This is a genomic window from Deltaproteobacteria bacterium (genome assembly GCA_011773515.1).
GTDB lineage: Bacteria > Desulfobacterota > Deferrimicrobia > J040 > J040 > WVXK01.
Window position 1 is genome coordinate 9,351 of sequence record WVXK01000077.1, and the last position, 2,028, is coordinate 11,378.

Annotated in this window: 3 protein-coding genes; all 3 read right to left on the bottom strand. The window is 54.0% G+C overall.

Annotated features, from left to right (window positions below):
• The coding region (locus GTN70_08930) for a TIGR00159 family protein (protein ID NIO17107.1) at window positions 1-347 on the bottom strand (347 nt) is incomplete at its 3' end.
• Window positions 341-1,129, bottom strand: coding sequence for a dihydropteroate synthase (gene folP / locus GTN70_08935; protein NIO17108.1), 789 nt, complete (start codon window positions 1,127-1,129; stop codon window positions 341-343). The genes GTN70_08930 and folP, both read right to left, overlap by 7 nt.
• Window positions 1,130-1,518: 389 nt before the next feature.
• The coding region (locus GTN70_08940) for a cell division protein FtsH (protein NIO17109.1) at window positions 1,519-2,028 on the bottom strand (510 nt) is incomplete at its 5' end.

Genomic DNA, 2,028 nt, shown 5'->3' on the forward strand with positions numbered 1-2,028 from the left:
AACTCGACAAAGTCGATCACCTCGTTTAAGATCTCCTTTTTAACCATGCTGGTGGATCGGAAGAACCGGTACCTGCCGACCCGGGCAAGACCGGCCCTGATCTCGGTCTGGAAGATTATCACCATGATAACGATGATGTAGGCCAGGAAATTACCCACGAGCCACTGGAAGGTGAGAAGCCCGAACTGCTTCGATACGAGGAAGATAAAGAACAGGAGGGCAAGGCCCGTGATGATCTGAACGGCCCGGGTTCCCTTGATAAGTATCAGTATCCGGTAAAAGACCACGGCGACGAGGACTATGTCGATAACGTCAACGATCGTTATGTTCGCCAGGAATTCTAACATGCCTTCTCTCTCCGTATTTCCCAGGCCATGAGAACCGCATCCCTTGATTCTTTCACGTCGTGAACCCTCAACACGTCAGCGCCGTTGTTAACGGCAATCGCAACTGCTGCCGCCGTCCCGAATGCCCTGTCATCGACACTTTTTCCCGTCGCCCTGCCGATAAACGCTTTTCTCGACACTCCCACCACAACAGGATATCCGGCAGACCTGAATTCCTCAAGGTTTTTGATAATGTATAAGTTGTCCCGGTACCGTTTCCCGAAGCCGACGCCGGGGTCTACCAGAATGCTCTCCCTTTTGACGCCAGCCCTATCCGCCCTTTTTATCCCGTGGCCCAGCTGCTCGAGAATCTCGTCCGGAGCGGACTTATACCGCGGGTCTTCCTGCATATTTGCGGGAGTACCCTTCATGTGCATGATGATAACCGCGGCCCCGAATTGCGAAGCAACGTCCGCCATGTCCCCTGAAAAGCCGAGACCGGAGACATCGTTGATCATGTGAGCGCCCGCTTTCAGTGCTTCACGGGCAACCGCCGATTTATAGGTGTCCACCGATAACAGGGCATCCGTTCTCCCGGCAAGGTCTTCTATGACGGGGATGATCCTTTCGGTCTCTTCCTCTTCTCCGACGGGCTCTGCTCCCGGACGGGTGGACTCGCCGCCGATGTCCACGATGTCGGCCCCGTCCGATATCAACTCGAGCCCGCGTTCAATTGCTCTTTCCCGTTGAAAGAACTCTCCACCGTCGGAAAAAGAGTCGGGTGTGACGTTTACGATTCCCATGAGAAGCGGCGGCTTTCCATCGATCTCGACCTTCTTCCCCCTTGCGATGATGTGCTTGTGCCTGCTGTTGATATGTTCAACAGCCCGCCCGACAGATTCGATGTACCGAACCTCCGGGCTGCCGCCAAAGTTTTTCCTTATGGTATCTATCTTATCCCGTCCATCAAAGCCAAGGAGAATCTTTTCGCTGCTTGATAAGAAGTGGACGTTCTCCCGGGCGAGAAGGCGAAGAATTTTTCCTTCGTCGCCGGGCAGGGGGAGGGAATCGACGACAACGATTTCCCCCGCATGCCATGCAAAATTTTCCGCATGAGCACCCGTGAAACCGAGGTGATTGATTTTTTCCCTGAGTTCGTTTCTGGAAAGGTACTTGATATAACGGGGCACTCTCAGGCAACTCCCGTAGCCGGGCTGGGGGTATCCGGGGGATTGTGCTCCTCGATTATCTGTTTGATCAGGAACCCGTCGATCACCTCATCTTCGAGGAGCTTTTGCACGACCCGGTGCAGGACTTCGACGTTCTTCGTCAACATCTCCTTTGCACTTTCGTAGCACCCGTTCACGATGCTCGTTACCTCGTCGTCTATCTCCTGGGCCGTTGACTCGCTGTAATCCTGCTGCCTCCCAAACTCCTTCCCGAGAAATATGGCTTCGTCTTTTTTCCCGAATGTAACGGGACCCAGTTTGTCGCTCATGCCCCATTCACAGACCATTTTCCTTGCGATGCTCGTTGCCCTATCGATATCGTTTCCCGCACCCGTCGTAATGATACCGAGGACGATCTCTTCCGCAGCCCTTCCCCCCATGAGAATAGTTATGTTGTTTAGCAGGTATTTCCTCGAGTATGTGTGCCGCTCATCTATGGGGAGCTGCTGGGTGACGCCGAGCGCCATTCCCCG

Bases quoted from the DNA above. Each gene is read 5' to 3' on its own strand.
- folP (NIO17108.1), bottom strand. From the start codon at position 1,129: ATGGGAATCGTAAACGTCACACCCGACTCTTTTTCCGACGGTGGAGAG.